This window comes from Sphingomonas sp. RIT328, from assembly GCF_000632225.1.
Classification (GTDB): Bacteria; Pseudomonadota; Alphaproteobacteria; order Sphingomonadales; family Sphingomonadaceae; genus Sphingomonas; species Sphingomonas kyungheensis.
The window spans coordinates 1-19,799 of sequence record NZ_JFYV01000013.1; the positions used below are offsets into that span (position 1 = coordinate 1).

Annotated in this window: 17 protein-coding genes and 1 pseudogene; 6 read left to right on the forward strand and 12 right to left on the reverse strand. The window is 66.0% G+C overall.

Features of this window, described 5'->3' with window-relative positions:
- Window positions 1–49: 49 nt before the first annotated feature.
- The gene (locus BW41_RS07855; protein ID WP_037533340.1) at window positions 50–2,854 is read right to left on the reverse strand and encodes a TonB-dependent receptor; all 2,805 of its coding nucleotides are present in this window, start codon (window positions 2,852–2,854) and stop codon (window positions 50–52) included.
- A gap of 305 nt (window positions 2,855–3,159) precedes the next feature.
- Here BW41_RS07855 and mgrA point away from each other — a divergent pair, with 305 nt between their 5' ends.
- The 3 genes from mgrA (at window position 3,160) to BW41_RS07870 (ending at window position 6,360) form a co-directional block, all read left to right on the forward strand.
- On the forward strand, window positions 3,160–4,236 hold the full coding sequence (gene mgrA, locus BW41_RS07860; RefSeq protein ID WP_037533343.1) for an L-glyceraldehyde 3-phosphate reductase: 1,077 nt from the start codon (window positions 3,160–3,162) through the stop codon (window positions 4,234–4,236).
- A 116-nt stretch (window positions 4,237–4,352) separates the two neighbouring features.
- Window positions 4,353–5,696 (forward strand): carbohydrate porin, encoded by a 1,344-nt coding sequence (locus BW41_RS07865; protein ID WP_037533345.1) that lies wholly within the window; start codon window positions 4,353–4,355, stop codon window positions 5,694–5,696.
- A 256-nt stretch (window positions 5,697–5,952) separates the two neighbouring features.
- Entirely contained in the window at window positions 5,953–6,360 is a 408-nt protein-coding gene (locus BW41_RS07870) for a hypothetical protein (protein ID WP_037533348.1), read from the forward strand.
- 83 nt (window positions 6,361–6,443) lie between these two features.
- Here the strand turns inward: BW41_RS07870 and BW41_RS07875 are convergent, their stop codons facing one another.
- On the reverse strand, window positions 6,444–7,325 hold the full coding sequence (locus BW41_RS07875; protein WP_037533350.1) for an SDR family oxidoreductase: 882 nt from the start codon (window positions 7,323–7,325) through the stop codon (window positions 6,444–6,446).
- Window positions 7,326–7,690: 365 nt separating this feature from the next.
- The gene (locus tag BW41_RS07880) at window positions 7,691–8,734 is read right to left on the reverse strand and encodes a LysR family transcriptional regulator (protein ID WP_235199687.1); all 1,044 of its coding nucleotides are present in this window, start codon (window positions 8,732–8,734) and stop codon (window positions 7,691–7,693) included.
- On the opposite strand from BW41_RS07880, the gene BW41_RS07885 reads away from it, so the two are divergent.
- On the forward strand, window positions 8,712–9,644 hold the full coding sequence (locus BW41_RS07885) for an NAD(P)H-binding protein (protein ID WP_235199688.1): 933 nt from the start codon (window positions 8,712–8,714) through the stop codon (window positions 9,642–9,644). The two genes, BW41_RS07880 and BW41_RS07885, sit on opposite strands and share 23 nt — an antisense overlap.
- Window positions 9,645–10,756: 1,112 nt before the next feature.
- On the opposite strand, the gene BW41_RS07890 is transcribed toward BW41_RS07885, so the two are convergent.
- From BW41_RS07890 to BW41_RS07900, 3 genes are read right to left on the reverse strand one after another with little or no spacing between them, the layout of a single operon-like run.
- Window positions 10,757–12,133 carry a TadE/TadG family type IV pilus assembly protein gene (locus BW41_RS07890; RefSeq protein WP_081792977.1) on the reverse strand — a complete coding sequence of 459 codons (1,377 nt, stop codon included), beginning with the start codon at window positions 12,131–12,133 and terminating at the stop codon, window positions 10,757–10,759.
- Complete coding sequence (locus BW41_RS07895) at window positions 12,115–12,666, reverse strand: TadE/TadG family type IV pilus assembly protein (protein ID WP_081792978.1); 552 nt, start codon at window positions 12,664–12,666, stop codon at window positions 12,115–12,117. The genes BW41_RS07890 and BW41_RS07895 overlap by 19 nt, the downstream gene beginning before the upstream one ends.
- Complete coding sequence (locus BW41_RS07900) at window positions 12,663–13,178, reverse strand: TadE/TadG family type IV pilus assembly protein (RefSeq protein WP_152542184.1); 516 nt, start codon at window positions 13,176–13,178, stop codon at window positions 12,663–12,665. The genes BW41_RS07895 and BW41_RS07900 overlap by 4 nt, the downstream gene beginning before the upstream one ends.
- Before the next feature lie 167 nt (window positions 13,179–13,345).
- Between BW41_RS07900 and BW41_RS07905 the strand changes: the two genes are divergently transcribed.
- Window positions 13,346–14,431 (forward strand): helix-turn-helix domain-containing protein, encoded by a 1,086-nt coding sequence (locus BW41_RS07905; protein WP_037533364.1) that lies wholly within the window; start codon window positions 13,346–13,348, stop codon window positions 14,429–14,431.
- Between the two features lie 106 nt (window positions 14,432–14,537).
- Here the strand turns inward: BW41_RS07905 and BW41_RS07910 are convergent, their stop codons facing one another.
- The 3 genes from BW41_RS07910 to BW41_RS07920 form a co-directional block, all read right to left on the reverse strand.
- Window positions 14,538–15,302, reverse strand: a complete 765-nt coding sequence (locus BW41_RS07910; protein WP_051583340.1) for a helix-turn-helix transcriptional regulator — start codon at window positions 15,300–15,302, stop codon at window positions 14,538–14,540.
- Between the two features lie 113 nt (window positions 15,303–15,415).
- Window positions 15,416–16,018 (reverse strand): glutathione S-transferase family protein, encoded by a 603-nt coding sequence (locus BW41_RS07915; protein WP_037533365.1) that lies wholly within the window; start codon window positions 16,016–16,018, stop codon window positions 15,416–15,418.
- Between the two features lie 277 nt (window positions 16,019–16,295).
- Window positions 16,296–17,192, reverse strand: a complete 897-nt coding sequence (locus tag BW41_RS07920; RefSeq protein ID WP_037533368.1) for an AraC family transcriptional regulator — start codon at window positions 17,190–17,192, stop codon at window positions 16,296–16,298.
- Window positions 17,193–17,340: 148 nt separating this feature from the next.
- Here BW41_RS07920 and BW41_RS07925 point away from each other — a divergent pair, with 148 nt between their 5' ends.
- On the forward strand, window positions 17,341–18,066 hold the full coding sequence (locus BW41_RS07925; RefSeq protein WP_037533372.1) for an SDR family oxidoreductase: 726 nt from the start codon (window positions 17,341–17,343) through the stop codon (window positions 18,064–18,066).
- 230 nt (window positions 18,067–18,296) lie between these two features.
- Here BW41_RS07925 and BW41_RS21765 read toward each other — a convergent pair whose 3' ends face one another.
- From BW41_RS21765 to BW41_RS07935, 3 genes and pseudogenes are all read right to left on the reverse strand, one after another.
- The gene (locus BW41_RS21765; RefSeq protein WP_235199689.1) at window positions 18,297–18,941 is read right to left on the reverse strand and encodes an RNA 3'-terminal phosphate cyclase; all 645 of its coding nucleotides are present in this window, start codon (window positions 18,939–18,941) and stop codon (window positions 18,297–18,299) included.
- Window positions 18,914–19,315, reverse strand: a complete 402-nt coding sequence (locus BW41_RS21770) for an RNA 3'-terminal phosphate cyclase (protein WP_235199690.1) — start codon at window positions 19,313–19,315, stop codon at window positions 18,914–18,916. Before BW41_RS21770 ends, BW41_RS21765 begins: the two co-directional genes overlap by 28 nt.
- Window positions 19,316–19,350: 35 nt before the next feature.
- A pseudogene (locus BW41_RS07935) lies at window positions 19,351–19,793 on the reverse strand (RtcB family protein).
- Between the last annotated feature and the right edge of the window lie 6 nt (window positions 19,794–19,799).

Sequence of the window (19,799 nt, forward strand, 5' to 3'; positions counted from 1 at the left end):
GGGGAGGGGGATGCCGCGGCGAGCAGCGCCAGCGCGAGCCACCGTCGCATCACAGCGTCACCTTGACGCCGAACTTGCCGGTCCAGCCATATTGTTCGTGCTGCGCGAGCCGGTCGCCCCCCGCCGCGGTGCCGGTGTACACGCGGTCGAACGGTTCGTTGCCGATGTTGATGAAATCGGCGGTGAGCTGGACGCCGCGCCGGACGCGCAGCTTGGCCCCGATGTCGAACAATAGCCGGTGATCGACATAGACATCGCCGTCGCCGTCCGCGGCGATCTCGTCGAGATAGCGGCCGCGATAGGTGCCGCTCGCGCGCAGCTGCAACGGCCCCTTTTCATAGCCGATGCTCGCATTCCAGATATGCTTGGACGAGCCGGGCAGGGTCAGGTCGCGCACCGTCCCCGGCTGGGTGGCGAGCGAGGCACGGGTATCGACATAGGTGTAATTGCCGCCGACCAGCAGCCCGTCGAACGGCGCGGGCAGGAAGCTCAGCGACGCCTGCAGGTTGAGTTCGACCCCGGTCACCCTGGCGGTGTCACCGTTGAGCGGCAGCGTCGCCTCGTCGATCACCACGCCGTTGTAATTGTAATCGTCGATCCGCGACGAGAAGATGAAGTCGGAAATCGCCTTGTGGAACACCGTCACCTCGGCGAGCGCGTTCGAGGCGAAATAATATTCCGCCGCGGCATCGAAATTCCACGATCGGTAGGGGCGGAGCTGCGGATTGCCGAACGTGCCCTCGCCGTCATTGGCATTGTAGGAGAAGCGCGGCGCGAGTTCGGAGATATTGGGCCGCGACAGGCTGCGCGTCACCGCGCCGCGCACCACCAGCTTGCGCCAGGGGCTGTAGCGCAGATTGAGGCTCGGCAGCCAGTTGGTATAGGCGCGCGCGACGCGGACCGGCGTCGCGACGAGGCTGTCGGTATCGAGCGCATTGCCGCGCATCCGGTTGCGGGTGTGTTCGACGCGCACCCCGGTCACCGCGCGCAGAACGCCGTTGTCGAAGCGGAGCTGGCCATAGCCTGCGTAAATGTCCTCGGCGACGCGATAGGTCGCCGACAGGCTGTCGAGATCGCTGTCCGCGGCGTTGCGTACCAGAGTGTCGCGGTTGGCGTTGAACCAGGCGCGCACCAGCAGCGGATCGACCGCCGGGTTCATGTCGACCAGCCCCGTCTCGCCGATCGACCGCGACAGGCCGGCGAGCGTCGGGAAGCTGCCGCCGGTCAGCGCGTCATAGCTGGTGAAGTCGAGCGTATAGCGTTTGTCGCGGAACCGGCCCTTGCCGCCGACCTTGATCTCGAGGCTGCCCGCGGCGAGCGGGATGTCGCGCGCGATGTCGATCCGGCCGGCATATTCGCGGTCGGTGCTGAGACCGTCGGTGGTCTCGATCTTGCTCAGTGGATCGCTGCCGTTGGTGAAGGCGGCGTCGTTGCTCGTGCTGTATTCGGGGGTCTGCGTGTCGAGGCCGCTCAGCGTCAGCCCGAGCTGGCTCGCGCCGGTCTGGAAGCGCCGGTCGAAGATCGTATCCTGCCGGTTTGGCTCGCGCTCCTCCGATTTCGACCAGCTGCCCGAATAGGTCAGCGTCCACCGATCGGCCTGCGTCTCGCCGCCTGCGGTGACGCTGTAGACGGTCTGGATCTCGGTGCGGTCCTTCATCTCGCGGCGGACGCGGATGCGGTTGGCGCTGCCCGCGCCCGAGGCGAAGGTGGCGCTGCCCGCATCGCCGCTGACCGGTTCGGGCGACAGGGTGAAGCGCAGCCGGCTGCGCAATTCGTCGTCGCGGAAGCTGTTGGCGATGCCGCGGACGTAGAGCGTCGTCGTGTCGCTCGGCCGCCAGTCGAGCGACAGCGCGCCGGCGATGCGGGTGCGCACCACGTCATAGGCGCGGTAATCGACCTCCTCGGGATAGGCGATGCCCGCGGCGCTGCGCGTCCAGTCGCTCGCCTCGACGCCGTCGGTGCCGAAGCGCCGGCGGTAATAGGAAAAGCCGCCCGAGATGCCGAAATCGGGGGTGACGAGCTTGGAAAAGTCGACCGAGCCCTTGGGGCTCCAGCGGTCGCGCAGGTCGTTGCGCGATCCTTCCAGCGACAGGCTGAACAGATCCTTCTTGCGATCGAAGGCGCTGGTCGTCCTGATCTCGATCGAGCCGCCGATCGTGTCGCCGTCCATATCGGGGGTCAGCGTCTTCTTGACCTCGATCGACTGGACGAGCTCGGACGGCACGGTGTCGAGCGCGAGCGCGCGATTGTCCGCCTCGGGCGAGGGGATGCGCGCGCCGTTGATCGACACCGCGTTGAGCGCGGGGGCAAGGCCGCGCAGCACGACGAAGCGGCCCTCGCCCTGATCGTCCTGGATCGACACGCCGGGGACGCGGCGCAGCGCCTCGGCGACATTCTGGTCGGGGTTCTGGCCGATCGCGTCGCGCGACAGCACGCTCTCGACGCCGTCGGCGGAGCGTTTCTGCGACAGCGCGCTCGCCTGGTTGGCGGCAAGCCCGACGACGAGGATGTCGTCGCCGCGCGTCGTGCCGTCGGAGGCGGCGAGCGCGAAGCGCGCCTCGACCGTGCCGCTTGCCGGGACGGTGACCGTCCGCGTCTCGGCCGCGGCGCCGACGTAGCGGACGGTGACGGTATAGGTGCCGGGCGGCACGTCGGTGAAGCGGAAGCTGCCGTCGCGCCCCGCCTCGGCGACGCGGCCGAGCTCGACGATCCGCACCTCGGCACCCGCCAGCGTGCGCGTATCGGTGCTGTCGGTGACATGGCCGGTCAGGCTCTGCGCGAGCGCGGGCGCCCCACAGGCGCAGGAGCAGAGCAGGGCCAGGCGCAGCGCGCCGCCGACCGACGTGGCGATCATGGAGTGTCCTTCGGGTTAGGGCAGCGTCGCTGACGCGAGCGCCGGACCCGGCGGTTAGGGGCGGGTCATGAAAGGTACATGACGTGAGGGTTTCGGTTTGATGACAGAAAGTTCATGATCGCAATCAGGCGGTTGCGGGCCACCGCATCGCGGCTACGTTCGGACCATGCGGCCGATCCGACGCCATCACCGCCGACCGCTTGCCCTGCTACCAGCGCGATTTATCCAGCGAATTCCGCAAGAAAGCTGACAGAGGCTGAAACGCGCGGCGCGTCGCGCGTTGAGCGCTGCGACAAGGAGCCATCATGCCGTTCGATCCACCCTATACCGCCGCGCCCGACCGTTACGAGAGCGGCATGCCCTATCGCCGCACCGGCCGCAGCGGGCTGCGCCTGCCCGCGATCAGCCTCGGCCTGTGGCAGAATTTCGGGGGCGCCGACGTGTTCGAGACCGGGCGCGCGATCCTGCGCCGCGCCTTCGATCGCGGCGTGACGCATTTCGACCTCGCCAACAATTACGGCCCGCCCTACGGCTCGGCGGAGGAGAATTTCGGCCGCGTGCTCGCCGCGGACTTCCGCGCGCATCGCGACGAGATGATCCTGTCGACCAAGGCGGGCTGGGACATGTGGCCCGGCCCCTATGGCGACGTCGGGTCGTCGAAGAAATATCTGATTGCGAGCTGCGACCAGAGCCTCAGGCGGATGGGCGTCGACTATGTCGACATCTTCTATTCGCACCGCGTCGATCCGGCGACGCCGCTCGAGGAGACGATGGGCGCGCTCGTCCAGCTCCACCGCCAGGGCAAGGCGCTCTACGTCGGCATCTCTTCCTACGAGCCCGGCCTGACCGCCCGCGCCGCGGCGATCCTCGCCGAGGAGAAGGTGCCGCTGTTCATCCACCAGCCGAGCTATTCGATCCTCAACCGCTGGATCGAGCGCGAATTGCTCGCCACGCTCGAGACGCTGGGCACCGGCTGCATCGCCTTCTCGCCGCTCGCGCAGGGGATGCTGACCGACAAATATCTCAGCGGCGTGCCGCAGGATGCGCGCGCCAGCCGCGGCGGATCGCTGGCGCAGACCTTGCTCAGCGAGCAGAATCTGGGAACGATCCGCGCGCTCAACGCCATCGCCGAAGCGCGGGGCCAGACGCTCGCGCAGATGGCGATCGCCTGGGTGCTGCGCGATCCGCGCGTCACCTCGGCGCTGATCGGCGCGCGAACGGTGGCGCAGCTCGACGATTCGCTCGACGCGGTGCAGCGGCTCGACTTTTCCGACGACGAGCTCGCCGCGATTGATCGCGCGGCCGCGGATGGCGGCATCAACATCTGGGCGGAATCGTCGGACATCGCCGACCTGCCCGCGGCGCAGGGGGTGCCGGGCTGAGGATCGGCCGGCGCGGCGCCGCCGCCGCCCGATACGGCACCGGCACCGCGTCGGAACGTCATGTCCATTTCGGTCAGAGCTTTCCCCTGTCATAGAGAGCGGCTAGGGGGCCGGCCATGATTCGGCCTCTCCCGCTTTCTTCACTCGCCACGCTCGCCCTCCTCCTTGCCGCGCCGGCCGCGGCGCAGACTATACCGACGCGCGCGCCCGCCGACGCCGGGTCCGACGCGCGCTTCGCGGTCCATGGCCAGGCGACGCTCGTCGTCCAGGCGACGCCCGGCTTCGCCTCGCCGTACACGGGCGCCAACAGCCTGACCCCGCGGCAGGCGAAGGAGACCGCCGACGTGACGCTCTATGCCGGCGTGCGGCTGTGGCGCGGCGCGGAGCTCTGGACCAATCCCGAAATCGACCAGGGTTTCGGCCTGTCGAACACGCTCGGCGTCGCCGGTTTTCCGAGCGCCGAGGCCTATAAGGTCGGCCAGCGCGCGCCCTATGTCCGCCTCCAGCGTACCTTCCTGCGCCAGACGATCGATCTCGGCGGTGCGCGCGAGCGGGTCGCCGGCGTCGCCAACCAGGTCGCCGGCTGGCGCACCGCGGACCGGCTGGTGCTCACCATCGGCAAGTTCGGCGTCGGCGACGTGTTCGACACCAACAGCTATGCGCACGATCCGCGCGTCGACTTCCTCAACTGGTCGGCGGTCGACGCGGGCAGCTTCGATTATGCCGCCGACGCCTGGGGCTATAGCACCGGCGTCGCCGCGGAGGCCTATCGCGGCGCGTGGACGCTGCGGCTCGGCGCGTTCAACCTGTCGAAAGTGCCCAATGGCGAGACGCTGGAGCCCGGTTTCGGGCAATATCAGCTCGATGCCGAGCTGGAGCATCGCCACCGGATCGGCGGGCGGCCCGGCGCGCTGCGCGTGACGCTGTTCCGCAACCGCGGGCGTTTCGGCCGTTTCGACGACGCGCTGGAGCTGGCGGCGCGGAGCGGCGAACCGGTCGATACCGCCGCGGTGCGCGCGCGGCGGACGCGCGCCGGGATCAGCGTCAACGCCGAACAGACGCTGACCGACACGCTGGGCATGTTCGCGCGCGCCGGCCTCGCCGACGGGCAGATCGAGCCCTATGACTTCACCGACATCGATCGCACCGCGCAGGCCGGCCTGGCGCTGCGCGGCGCGGGCTGGCGGCGCGGCGACGATACGCTGGGCGCGGTGGTGATCGTCAACGGCATCAGCCGCGCGCACCAGCGCTATCTCGACGCGGGCGGGCTCGGCGTGCTGGTCGGCGACGGCCGGCTGCCGCATCCGGGCGCGGAATATATCGGCGAAACCTATTATCGCCTCGCCGCGACGCGCGGGTTCGACCTGTCGCTCGATTACCAGCACGTCGCCCACCCCGGCTACAACCGCGACCGCGGCCCTGCCGAAATCTTTGCCGTGCGCCTGCACGAGGCGTTTTGAGGCGGCGACCGGTCGCGGCTGAGGGCGGGGGCTGTCCGCTCGCTATGGGCCATGTCGCCGACGACGGCATCACCAATTGAGCCGAACTCAGACGGGTGGCGGGGATCGCTGCGCACGCCCATGCGGCGGCAGCGGGGAGGGCGACGCCGTTCCCCCCGCTGCCGTGGCGGGCGATCCGCTGCTGGCGCGGTTCATCATCACGTAGGCACCGGATTACGTCACGCCGACGCGCACCCTCGTCGAGTGGCGCCAGCAGGTGCCGAACGCTTCGTCGCGTGAGCTGGCGCAGCTCCTCGCGCGGCAATACGAGCCCTCACCGACGCGCGCACCCGAGACGCGCGTGCTGCGCTACCAACTGGCAGCGATCACGCGCGCACGCAATGGCTCGCCGGAAGCGAGGGCCGCACGATCGAAGGAACTGGCCGACCTGTGGCGAGCCGGCGCCAGCCTGGCGCTCTACGGGGAGCCCGAACTGGCCGCCGTGATCGACGGGTTCGCGGTGGCCGATCGCCAGGCCGCCATCCTCCACGGCGATCAGATCCCTACCGAGCTGATGGGCCTGCACCGTAGCATCGCCGCCCGCATCGAGGCGGGGGAGCGCTCGTTCGAGGTCAGCACGATGCCTCTCGCCGCGGTGCACCGATCAAGCGACATCGAGCTATAGATGTCGGTTCCAGATGACCTGTTTCGCCATGTCAACCGAGTGGCTTGTCCCGTCGGACTCGCAGACTCGATCCCTGCCTCGTCTCACCAGAAAAGGTGACGTCGTTCGCGCGCCCAAGCTTCTATCGTGTTGGGATGGAAGTCCGGCAGCAGGGCTGGTTTCTGAAACGCTCCAAGAATTCGATCGGCGTCCTCGGGATGCTCGCGCAAGTAGCGGAACTTGGAAACGATGCGTTGGCCTGGGCCTGACCCCATCGCTGCACCTAAGTCCCGCTCGAAAATCTCCAGCGGCTCGGCATGATAGAATATGGGCTTTCCAAATCCGACCGAGAGGCGCGCCGCCAGTTCGTCGCCCGTGACGCTTTCCGGTCCGCAGATGAGGTGATCGCCGCCATAGCAATCCTGTTCCAACAGCCTAACGGCCCCCAGCGCGCAGTCATCGACGCTGGTCCAGGCGATCCGCTGGTCACGCGCGATAGGCGGCGAAAAGACGCCACGCTCGATGATGTCGGCGCGGGCGGATGGCTTCAACATATTGTCGAGGTACATGGTCGGCCGCACGATGGCGAAGGGAATGCCGGCGCGCCGGACTAGCGCCTCGATGGCGGCGTTGGCGACGAAGCTTGGCTCCTCGCACGGGGCACTGCGGCTCGCACTCGCCAGCTTCAAAACGATCGAGCGCACGCCGGCATGGCATAGCGCACCCAATGCCGATTCGGTCCGACGGACCATGACCGCCTCCGCGGTCGTCGGCACCTGTAGTACGGCATGTGCGCAGCCTCTCGCTGCCGCATTGAGGCTTGCCGGATCGTCGAGATCAGCGTCCACGGCATCGGCGGGGCTGTCGTTTGATCGCGTGCGGATCAACGGCCGCACGACGTGCCCGCGTTGTCGGGCCGCCCGCATGACGGCGCTTCCCTGCGTTCCGTTGGCGAGAAAGACGAGGATGGGACCGGATACGGGCATGGCTCACTCCGTTGGCGGTCCGCCAGGGCGCATCGCCGAGACGGCGACCCGGACAGACCCAATGATGCCTCGCGGCACCGGGACTGTCGGGGGTTCACGGCGCAAGCCGGAACAGAGCCTCCGCTAAGGAGGAGCTTGGGCCTACCCAGACCAAGCCCGCCATTTTCGACGCCCGTCACATAGCATCCACATGCCGCGTGCGGTAGCCACCGTTCGAGGGTCGCCGATCAAGCTCAGGTGCAGGCCGCTTTAGGATGCTGCCGAGGTCAAAACTGACGTATAAATGTTATGAAGACAGGCAGGTAGGCCTTAATCAACGTCTGCTTTCGGACTGCGTCTACACTGCATGAGCGGCCGTTTCTGGGTCACCGCTGACGCTCCGAACCCGTTCTGACGTAAGCCGTCATGCCGTCGACCAGGGCGTCGAAGACCAGCCGCATGCGCCTTGTCGAGCGCAGGTCCTCATGCATGGCGATCCAGACGGGCAGATGGGCGTGGAAGGTTTCCGGCAGGATCGGGATCAGCGCCGGGTCACGGTGAGCTATTGCGCCCTGCATCACACCGATCCCGCAGCCGGCGCGGATCAGCGCGATCTGGGCCAATTGGTTGTCGGTGCGCAGCGCAAAGGCGGGCAGGTCGGGCCAGGCCGCCTCGAGCGACCGGATCGACGCCGCGTCCCGGTCGAAGCCGATGGTCGCATGCCGCGCCAGGTCAGCGGCGCTGTCGATCGACGCGGCGCGGGCAAGATACTCGCGGTGCGCGTAGAAGCCGAGGCGGATGCGGCCCACCGACTTGACGAGCAGCGCCTGCTGCCTCGGCTCGGTCATCCGGATCGCGAGATCGGCGTCGCGCCGCAGCAGGTCGGACGAGGCGTTGGTGAGCAGCAGCTCGATCATCAGGCCGGGATGCTGCGTGCGCAGGGCGGCGAGGATCGGCGGCAGCACCTCCGCGCCGATCACTTCACTCACACTGATCCGGACGATGCCGCAGATCGCGTCGCCGGGAGCGGAGGCGGTTCGCACCAGCGCTGCCGCGGCGGCAGCCATCGCCTCGGCTTCCGACGCGAGCGCCAGCGCGGTCTCGGTCGGCTGCAGCCCGCGCGCCGAGCGCGTGAACAGCGCGCCGGCGCCGAGCGCCGCCTCCAGTTCCGCGATATGTCGCCCGGCGGTCGGCTGGGTGAGACCGAGCGCGCGCGCCGCACCCGACAGGCTGCCCGCACGCATGACGGCGCCAAAGGTGCGCCACAACTCCCATCCGGGTCCACTGTCCATACGATCCTGTATATCTGCTCTGCCTATTGTCGCAATTTCGTTTGGCCCGGATAGAGGCCATCTCTGCCTCCGCAACGAGGAGGTGACGATGAACAAGGACACAAATACGGCGCTGGTGATCGGCGCGACCGGCGGCATCGGGGGCGAGGTGGCACGGGCGTTGCTCGCCCGCGGCTGGGCGGTCCGCGCGCTCCATCGCGATCCGGCGCGGGCCCGGGCGAGCAATCCGGCGCTGGAATGGGTGCGGGGCGATGCCATGGACAAGGCGTCCGTCACCGCCGCTGCCGACCGCATGTCGGTGATCGTGCATGGTGCGAACCCGCCGGGCTATCGCAATTGGGCAGGGCTGGTACTGCCGATGCTCGACAGCACGATCGCAGCGGCAACCGCGACCGGCGCGCGCGTGCTGCTGCCAGGCACGGTCTACAATTACGGGCCGGACGCGGGCGAGGCTGTCGACGAGACTAGCCCTGAAAACCCGGTGACCCGCAAGGGCGCGATCCGCGTCGAGATGGAGCGCCGCCTGCGCGAGGCGAGCCGGAACGGCGCCAAGGCACTGGTTGTCCGCGCGGGCGACTTCTTCGGTCCGCGCAGCGGCAATAGCTGGTTGGCGCAGGGCATGGTGCCGACGCCCGGACCGGTGAAGCGCGTTTTCGATCCCGCGCGCGCAGGTATTGGCCACGCTTGGGCCTATCTGCCCGACCTCGCCGAGACGATGGTACGCCTCTTGGAACGGCGCGACGCGCTGGCGGCTTTCGACAGCTTCCAGTTTGGCGGCACTTGGGTGGACGACAACCGAGCGTTTGCCGACTCGATCCGCCAGGCGGCGGGCAAGCCGAACGCGCCGATCTATCCGTTCCCGTGGCCGGTGGTGCACGCGATGGCGCCGTTCAGTGAGACCGCGCGCGAGATGCGCGAGATGATCTATCTCTGGCGCCGGCCGCTCCGGCTGATCGACGGCAAGCTGCACAGCTTCCTCGGCGACGTGCCGGCAACGCCGCTCGTCGAGGCGCTGCGGACGACGCTGCAGGGTTTGGAACGGCTGTGACGATTCAGCGGCTTTGCATCCGCTGATGAACGAGCGGCAGTTCTCGGGCGTCGGGCGCGCCGAGGAGAATGTCCGGAACTGGGTCTACATGCTTGCGGCGTTGCACGCGCATTTACGACACGGGGATTGCGGCGGAGTAGCCTTGCGGCGCTACAGGTTGAAGCGTATATCGGTCGAGCTACGATGTTCTATGTCTATAGGTCATCCCCTGAGCCCCGAGCGTTCCAGCGTTCGGGGCTCAAATTTTTTAAGGACGCCCCGGCGTTCCAGCGCCGGGACGTCCCCAACTCGGCCTAGTGGCGCGACAGCTCGATAATCTTCACTATCAAGCTGAGGAGCGCGACGACGAGCGTCGCGACGCCGAGTACCAGTGCTACGATTGTTGCGGTGTCTATATGTATCACCTCCCTTGACCGCCCGGGTTGGGCTGCCACGGGCCGGATAGGCTCTCTGGCAGAGATAGACTAGCCTTGCGACGCGGCGGAGGTGGCCCCCCTAGGCGACGATCGACGCTGATCTAACAGCTCGGGAATGAGCCGCAGCAACATCGGTGCGTGCCAGAAATCTGTGTGCCTGGACATCGAAGAGCAAGCCGAACGAACGGATGAATTTGCGAAGGGCACAGAGGGCTGTCAATGTCTGCTTCTGGGTCAAGAGGCACGTCTCACGACTCGCATTGACACTTCAACGTATAAATCTCTTCAAGCTGGTATTACGCCCTGATTTGGATGCCCTCTTTCTCGCTTCGGTGACCAAAAAGTCTTATAGTTGGCGTTTGTCTGCGCTGGATAGGGCGATCCAGGGTCTTATCGGGCAGCGTCTGCTATGACGCGCGCGGTACTTCTTCACTCAAAACGGCGATGGCGTGGGTCAGATGCAATGCAGCGACATCGCTTCCAGCACGATCAAGGCGTCTCACAATCAGGCGTAAGATCACACTAATTGGTGCCAGGTCTAAATGCTGCCCGCAATGCCGACATCGCAAGCCAATCTGCATCGACGTATCGCAGCCTGCTTCCGCCTTGATTGTACCTTGCCGTCTCAGGCGGGTAGTGAAGCGATGAAGTAGCATGTAAGCCTCCAAAGGTAACACGGGGTGGTGAGGATCCACATCATTTCACGATGAATGCGCGTTTGATCGACTTCTGGAAAAGCTGGGCGACGGATGACGGAAGATCGTCGCCCAATGTCACTTCGTGATAGAGGCCTGGCGATGCGCATGACTGCAGCGCAGGGCTGACAACGTCATTTGGTTGCAGAAATGGTGCCAAGACGTTGGTGCGGGACCATTCGTCGTCGACGATAGACGCTGGTAGGTAGACCGCGTTCAGTATGGCCAGACGGACGCCGCGCCGCTTGATCTCATCGCATCGATCGATCGGCACCGGCCCAAGCAGGCGACCGGACACATCAGACCATTCGTCCCGCATTCCGTCGGTGACAAGCAGCACGACCGCCCGCGGCCGATCCCCGGGGCGGTTGCTGCCGTTGCCGGGCGTCGGGATCGATGCATTGATGCCGTTTAACGCAGCGGTGAAATCGGTCGCCGTATCGGCGTCGGGGACGCCGCAGACGCGCTCGGAATTGCGGCAATACGCAAGAGGCTGCGCGTCGGCGACATGGGTGCGCACCTGGTCGAGGTTGCTGTCGACCCAGCTGCCGTCCGCAGCAGGTGAGCGGGGCCAGATCTGGCGGTACTTGTAGTCGAAGTCGTGGAGACCGATCCGGTAGCGTACGCCGGTATTGGCCGCCGCATCGCGGGCAAGCGTCGTCAGGCGCCGCACCGCATCGAGGACGACGTCGTAGCGAAGCGAGATGTTTCGCGACCGGGCGATGCTGAGATTGCTTCGAGTGCTGCCTGTCTCATGACAAGCGAAGGCACAGCCGCCGGTGGCGGCGACCATCAACCGGACGGACGCGTCCGACGACGGCAGCAGCATCGATGGTGAAGTGTCGACGAGGACGTAGAGGTCGATATTCGGTGCGGTCGATGCCGTTGTGCCGGCGACGCCGTGAAGCGGCAATTGGGCAAGACCGAGGATGCCGGCAAAGACGTTGCGATGCCGGGCGCGAAACGCGACTGTGGCACGACGGCTGACGCCACCGCTGGCATCTCCGCTATCGAGCGGCGTGTCCACGACCCCGATCGCGAGCGCTTCGGTGTTTTGATAATCGAGGAGCAAGCCGCCTTGTTCGAGGGATCGTGCCTGTGCAACGAAGGCAGCGCGGATCGCGGTTTCCGCGGTTGCCGGCGGCATTGCCATGCCATCCTGTGAGACCGCGGTCAGGGCCGCCGCATCGGCAATCGCTGCCAGCTTGGTCTGCGCGCGCATCGCGCGCACATAGTCGATGCCCAAGCCCACTCCCACGAGCAGCGTGACCAGCGCCAGGGCAAAGAGAACAAGGACGCTGCCGCGGGAGTCGTGTCGCAACGATCGTAGCGGGGAGGGGGGCGACTGTCGCACTGCCGTCAGCCGCACGTATCGCATGCGACCTGGCGGGACTGGCGCGGCGACATGTAGAATCTGTCGGCCAGCAGGACCGGGTTGAACAGCTTGAGCGGTCCTAGAAGGCGAAACTGATAAGACGTCTCGACGTAGATCAGGAATCGGTCGCCCGGCGCAAGACCCTCCGGAACCGAAACTATGGTGCCGCGGCGGAGGCCGGTGCCGTTGAGGGCGCTGCTCCACTGAACGGTGCCAAGGTTCGTCTGGTCCGTCTTGATCGAGGTAACGCGGACTGTCAGCTGCTTGCTGGCATATGGTGCCATGATGACCTGCGCGGCCTGCAGAACATAATTGATCTCACCGGGTGTCGTCGCCGTGTCTTGTGAAATCAGGTCGGCCACGAAACGGCCCGTGGCACCTAGCTTACGGTAACAGGACATCGCGCTGGTGAGCTGGACGCTGCCGAGATACAGCAGCATCAGCATGGGAAGCGTCAAGGCGAATTCGACCATGGCAACGCCACGACGGTCTTTGAACGACCCTCGCCGGGAATGTAGGGCGTTGCGGGCGATCATGAATAGCGCTCGACCCGGGCTAAACGCAGCGCCGCCAACGCATAGCCATCCTTCTCCTTCATGCCGCGCACGAGGCTGAACGGGCTGAGGCGCATCGGCCAGCGATACAATAAGCGGAGTACGACCATATCGCCCGGCCGGCCTGTACCAGCCCGCCCGGGCAAGGCGCTTTGCAGTGCTACAGCTTTGATTTGGCTGACTTCTGGCGTATAAGCGACTTCGACGGCAATGCGATCGCAGCGCATGTAAGACGGCAGGCTAGCGCAGACCGCCTTTCGCGCACTATCGCTGGAAGACTCGCTTACCAAAGTACCGGTGATGATTGCGCGCATGGTCGCCTCCGCACGCGTCTCAAGACTTTCCTGTAGAAAATAGACGTAGCTCGTTTCGAGCACGCCGATCAGCAGCAGAATGAACATCGGTGCTACAATGGCGAACTCGACGATTGATGTGCCTGCCTTGCTTTGAAAGAAGGCAAATCGAGGGGCTTTCGGAAACGGAAGGGGTGTCAATGAGTCGCTCCAGCCGCAGCATAAAGCTTGAAGTCAGAAAACAGGAAAAGCATTTGCCAATATCAGAAGGATGCCGCATCGGCTTGCGACGCCAAAAATGATACGGCCCGCGCCATCGACCATCGTGGTGGTCGACAGAAATCGAATCGCTGATCTAGTTTAGTGGCATGAAAGATGACACGGCGCGCTCGAGTTATGACAATACTTCCGCATTGGACCTTTGGCAAATTCCACAGGCGATCTGGCGCGCCATCGCGCATCTCGGTTATTCCGTAGACGCGGTCTTTGCCGAGGCTGATCTGTCAGAAGTAGACAAATCACGTCAGGCTCCGTTGATTACTGATCAGGCACTCGCCCTGTGGGCGGGCCTGGAACGGGTGTCCGCAGATAGCCGGATCGGCTTCAAGCTCCTGCGCGCAGCGCGCGAGGTGGGGGGCGATACGGCATTTCTGGCAGCGCTCCACGCGCCCACCTATCGTGACGCCTTGCAGAATATCGTCACCTACAAGCGCCTGCATTCACCGGAACGGCTGATCCACTGGGAGCGTGACGGCTTGTTCCATGCCCAGCGTGTGTTTCCTTACGCAACCATCGACGTGCCGCGCGCTGCGGTCGATTTCCATTTCGGCATGCTGCTCGGATTAGGCCGTATCGCGACCGGATATCCGATAGCAGCGGTGCACATGGCGCTCGCCCGTCCGCGCAGCGAGGCAGCGTTCCACGCAGATTACTATGGCTGCGCCATCCGCTATGACGCGCCGCTCGATCACATGGTATTGCGCAGCGTCGATCTTGACCGGCCCCTGATCACGCATGACGTGGAGATCCACGATGCAAGCGTCACCAGCATCCGCTCTGCACTCGCCGCTCGGGATGCAGAGACGGACATTGTGGCGCAGGCGGGCGCCGTGGTCGCGTTGCGGCTACGCGAGGCGCTGCCGACGCTCGCCCACGTCGCGCAGACGCTCGGGATGAGCGAGCGGTCATTGCAACGCCAGCTCGAAGCGCGCGGTGCAAGCGTTTCTACCTTGATCCTCGCTACCCGCCGCAAGCTCGCTGTCGAATTACTGTCTCGAAAAGGCACCAATCTCAAGCACCTCGCCGAGCGATTGGGTTATGCCGATGTCGCCTCTTTCTCGCGGGCTTTCCGAAGTTGGTACGGCGTCCCGCCCGGCCTGTGGCGACGGCAGCGGCAGGACGATGGCGGTCGGTCGGGGGGCGAAATCGCCGTCGACAGCGGCCGTCGCGACTAGGAGTGCATCACCTTCGTGCGCCCACTTTGGATACGACCAAAGGCACCGCCTTTGATGTCGACTCCTCGATGTCGGCGTCCCGGTCGAATGGGAAGGAAGTCCGACGTTAGGAGATGGGCAAAGTGCCCTGGATGTCTAAATATAGGTGTGCTGAGGCTTCACGACCTCGCGTTACCTCCGCATCGCGTCGCCCGCTCATCATGGTGAGCCAACGCCGCCTGAGCACGGCGCGGCGTTCCGGGTAGCGCTCGTCCCGAAACTCGATTGCGGCAAGCCGGTCGGTGCGGAACATCCGGAAGTCGCCGCGCAACTCGCACCAGGCGATGAGCATCCGAACCCGATCCATGTAGCCGACCAGGAACGGCCATACGGTACGTACCGTCTCGCGGCCCCCCTCATCAGCGTAGCGGATGTGCAGCTTGCGCCCTTGCAGGCTCCAGGCACGCAGACGTGCCACATCGACACCTGCGTCGAGCCGCTCGCCCCAGTTGGGCGGCGTGATAACGGCCGGGTCCTCGATCTGTCCACGCAGCTGTTCGGGAACGATGGCGGCAACCTTGGCGAGCACGTCGGCGGCTGCGCGGGCGAGCCCCTCGTCGGCGTGCACCAACACCCATTGCGCGCCGAGAACCACCGCCTCCACCTCGTCCGAGGTGAGCATCAGCGGCGGCATGTCGAAGCCGCGCTCCAGCACGTAGCCGATCCCTGCTTCACCGCGGATCGGCACGCGCTGGCCGATCAGCGCGGCGACGTCCCGGTACACCGACCGCCGGCTCGTCTCCAGCTCTGCCGCCAGCGCGTCCGCGGTGAGCGGCCCGGACGCGCGGCGAAGGAGTTGGACGATCTCGAACAGTCGGTCGGCGCGGCGCATACGATCGGTCTACAGGCCAGCCACCAGCGGCGCGAGTGCCGCTCGATGACAAAGCAAGAGCAGCACGGCGGTCACGAGGAAGCCTGTGACACCCAGCCAGCCGTCTCTCCGGGTCACGCCGCGTCATCCGCCGGTGCAGCATCCCGTGTCATGGCTCGCACGAATGCCGGCCGTGCCGCGAGGCGGGCCAAATAGGCGGAGATTGGCCCTTCTGCCGGCAGGACGTCGTGCGCCCAGCCCAACGTGCCGCCCAGCATGATGTCGGCAGCGCTGAAGCGCTCCCCGAGCAGGTAAGGGCCGTCTGTAAGCGCGCCATCCAGCCGGTGGAGCGCTGCCTCGAACGCGGCGGGCGTGGCTGCGTCGGTTCCGGCGCTGAAGCGCTGGAAGATGGCGGGACCGAGCTCTCCTTCGATCCAGCTTATCCAGGTGAGATACGCCCCCCGATCTCGATCGCCGATGCGTGGGGCCAGCCCAGCCGTAGGCAGCAGGTCGGCAAGATAGGTCGCCACCGCCGCGCTCTCGGTAACCAGGGCACCGCTGTCGAGGAGGGCGGGCACTTTCTTGTCGGGGTGAGGATTGGCGGGATCGGGCCCCCCACCGCTTCCATCCCTGTAGCGGATCGTGACGTGCCGCAGGTGGAAGGGCGCGCCCAGCTCCTCGAGCAGCCAGACAATCCGGCTCGATCGTGACCGGGGGGCGTGGAACAGCGTCAGCATGATGAAGTCTCCCGCGGCGAGGATGCCGTTGGAGGCTGCTTAGAGTGGGGCTGTTGCCAGCGTGGTGGCAGCAGCGAACCGCTTGCGGGCGAAGTCGCTCGGGCTGCTTCCTGAGTGGCTCAATACTTCACCAGCCGGGAGTACAGGTTAAAATGCATGAACCAAGGTCCGTAGTTGAAAGCCTGCAGAGCTACCTGAATGGCCGCACGTGGGTCGTCCTGCCAGCATCAGCCAATCACAGCATTTTCGCAGGTACCGGTCGCGACCCAAGCCATCGTCATAGCGCCATGGCCGCTGCTGGCGCAGCGTGGAGCCGTTCGATGTCCGCACGCGGAGGCGCGCCGAACAGCCGCCTGTATTCGCGGCTGAATTGCGATGGGCTCTCATAGCCGACGGCAAAGCCTGCCGTGCTCGCCGTGGCACCCTCCGCTAGCATCAGGCGTCTGGCCTCCTGCAACCGCAGCTGCTTTTGATACTCCAGCGGCGTCATGCGGGTGATCGCCTTGAAGTGTACGTGGAGGGAGGAGGAGCTCATCCCGGCCTCGGCTGCGACATCGTCGATGCGGATCGGCGCATCGAAACGCCGACGAATGGCGGCGATCGCCCGGCTGACCTGATTGAGATGGCTGCCGGCGGTTGCGATGTGACGAAGCATCGGACCGTGAGGTCCGGTGAGCAGACGATAGAGGATTTCGCGCTCAATCAGCGGCGCCAGCGCGCGGATCGTGTCGGGTCGGTCGAGCAGCCCCACCAGCCGGCATGCCGCGTCGATCAGGTCGGGATCGCCTGGGTAGACGCCGAGCACCGGCAAATCCGTACGGGCCACCCCGCCGCCTTCGCTCGCCATGAGATCGGCCAGCATCGCGGCATCGAGATCGATCTTGCAGCAGAGATAGGGTTGCTCGGGACTTGCATCGAGCACATGACCGACCAACGGCAACTCGACCGAGACCAAGAGGTAATGGGCCGCGTCATAGACGACGCTGTGCTCGCCGATCGACACCCGTTTCGACCCTTGGGCTATTAGGCAAAGGGAGGCCTCGTAGACGGCCGGCGTGGGGGTGCTCGGCGCATCGGCCCGGATCAGCGACACATGCGGCATCGCCGTGCTGCAAATGCCTGTGCCCACGACGTGTCGGTCGATGAGGGCAGAGAGTTCGGCGATCCGGTCCATGCCGACGATCCTCCCCTACTCACACGTCATGGGCAAGCACCCGGCATTAACTCTGGAGGATCGTGCAAGCCATTGGGGCGATCGCGCTACCGCCTGACACGTGCGTTGGCCCATCTGCGTCCCGTCACCACAACGGAAGGACTGCATCATGGCAGAGAATGTCGATAAGGTCGTACTCATCACCGGCGCGTCCAGCGGGATCGGCGAGGCAACTGCGCGCGAACTGGCTGCGACCGGCGCCCGGCTGTTCATCGGCGCGCGTCGCGGAGAGCGGCTAAAGGCACTGGCGGAGGAACTGGGCGAAACCGTCGCCTGGCGCGAACTTGATGTCACCGACGGCGCCGATTTCGACGCGTTTGTGGTGGCCGCTGAAGCGCGCTTCGGACGTGTCGACGTGCTGGTCAACAATGCGGGTGTGATGCCGCTTTCGCCGCTCGCTGCGCTGAAGCGGGATGAGTGGAAGCGGATGGTCGACGTCAACATCCACGGCGTCCTCAACGGCATCGCCGCGGTCCTGCCGCGGTTCGTGGCTCAACGGAGTGGTCATGTCGTCAACGTAGCCTCGGTCGCCGCGCACATGGTGATGCCGACTGCCGCGGTGTATTGCGCCACCAAACATGCCGTGCGCGCGATTACCGAGGGGCTGCGGCAAGAGCATGACGAGGTCCGTTCGACGTTAATCTCGCCAGGCGTCGTCGCCACCGAGCTGGGTCATGACATCACTGATCCTGCGGTCGCGGCGGCACTGACCGGATGGCGGAAGAAGTCGCTGACGCCGGATGCGATCGCGCGAGCCGTTCGCTATGCCATAGAGCAGCCGGAGGGTGTCGACATCAATGAGGTGATCGTGCGCCCGACCGCAGCGGACATGTGAGCGCTTGGGCGTGCCGGTGCCGTAGCGGGCACGCCCAAACGAGCGGTTCGCCGACACGATCAAGTCGTCGGACCGCGGTGAACGTATGTCCGGTTACGGGAGGCTGCTTGATGGACCCGAGCGACCGGTGATGGGTCCACCGTCCCCCCGAAACCGCTCGGTTACCGTTTTAGCGCGGTCCTGAGGCTCCCGCGTGCGTGGGAGCCCAAAGGTCTCCTCCCACCCTTCCTTCAGTGCACCTTCATCCGGTGCGCGCCCAAGGGTAATTGCGTGAAGACACACCGCCGGTCGAGGAAACGCTCGATCACCTTCGCGGCTGTCAGGCTGTGCTGACTCGGCTTGACGGTCGTGAACGCCCCGCCTCCCGCCAGCGCGAACGGCAGCAGCAGCTGATCCGCCAGATAGGGGCCGGCGAAGGCGCTGGACTCGAGATAGCCCTTCAACCGTCCGACGGCGCGCTTGGCCAATCGTTCCGCCGGTACGCCGAGCTGACCAAAGCCGCTGACGATCTCGGTCACATGCTCATATTCGGCTTCCAGCAACAGGATGTTGCCCGGCCCCTGCTCTTCGGGCAGCTCGCGGATCGCACAGGAGCGGTCGGCCCAGTCGAATGCCTTCCGCACGCAGGCGATCTCGCGCTCGGCGATGTCGAGCGGGAGCCCCGCGATGTAAGCCGTCGCCGATGTGCTCAGCAGCCCACCCCGCCCGACGCACTCGATCGGCGAAGGCGCACCGGGCAAGACGTCGACCTCGATCCGTCCACCACCGCGCGGGTAGAAGCCATGCCGCACCAGGCGCGCCTCGATCCTCGCGCCCATGCGACGGAGGATCGGCAGGAACGACTTGGCTATAAAGTCGAATGGTGGCGCCAGCATGTTGTGTGGGTTCCACCCTCCAGCACGAGCCGCGAGGGACCGTTCGCCAGCAGCAGCGGCATCAGCACCGTTTGCAGGACGAGTCCGGTCGAGCCGGCGGTGCCCACCGCGAACCGGTACTCGCCCGCGTCGACCGTGCCCGGACGGAACGTGATCTCGCGCGCGCCGACCGCCACGCCCTCGCATGCGCCACCCCTACCGATCGCGCACGCGGCCTCGATCGCGGTGACGTGCTGGCGCATCAGGCCCGGCTTCTCGCGCCCGCCGCGAACGTTGACGATGCGAAACGGCGTACCGGTGACGAGCGAAAGGGCGCGCGCGTTGCGCACGACCTGTCCGCCGCCTTCGCCTTCCGATCCGTCGATGGTGATCATGGCTTCCTCTATCCGGAGAATGTGCATGAAGAGGATTACCCCTTCACGCACACCACCTGCTTCAGCGTGTGGACGATCTCGACGAGGTCGGACTGCGCCGCCATCACCGCCTCGATCGGCTTGTAGGCGCGCGGGCTCTCGTCGATCACGCCCTCGTCCTTGCGGCAGGCCACCCCCTCGGTCGCGGCGACGTGCTCCGCCAGCGTGACCTCGCGCCTGGCCTGGGTCCGGCTCATCACCCGGCCAGCGCCGTGCGAGCAGCTGTCGAACGATTCCGGATTGCCGAGGCCGCGGACGATGAACGACTTGGCGCCCATCGCACCCGGAATGATGCCCATCACCCCTTGGCCGCCCGCACCGCGCCCTTGCGGGTGACGAGCACATTCTGACCGAAGTGGTTCTCCCGCGTGACGTAGTTGTGGTGACAGTTCACCGCTTCCAGCTCCGCGTCGAACGGCTTAGCGATCGCACCCCGCATCGCGCG